The 328-nt window shown below is 39.3% G+C and carries 1 protein-coding gene; it reads right to left on the bottom strand.

Annotated elements, in window-relative coordinates; genetic code table 11:
• Positions 1–328 (bottom strand): reverse transcriptase/maturase family protein (locus tag H2672_RS19380; RefSeq protein WP_186674027.1); only part of this gene is annotated, 328 nt, incomplete at both ends.

Here is a 328-nt window from a genome sequence, read left to right on the forward strand (position 1 = left end):
AATCATCTGCATAGCGAACAATATAACCTTCTTTTAAATTAGTCTTCATTTTTGCGCTTCGTTTGCCAGGCTGAGATTTAATGGGCCTCGTGAGGGGGAATAGCTCCCATTGGTCGGCTACCCATTGGTCCAAATCATTCAGTACAACATTAGACAATAACGGTGAAAGTAGACCACCCTGTGGTGAGCCTTTTGTCTGAATACCTTCTCCGTCCACTTCAGCTTTCAGCATTTTTGATATACAGGCTAAAACTTTCTTATCTTGAATACCTAGATTCCATAGCTGCTTAATTAGCAAAGTATGATTGATATTGTCAAAAAATCCTTT

Source organism: Sporosarcina sp. BP05 (assembly GCF_014282005.1).
GTDB lineage: Bacteria > Bacillota > Bacilli > Bacillales_A > Planococcaceae > Sporosarcina.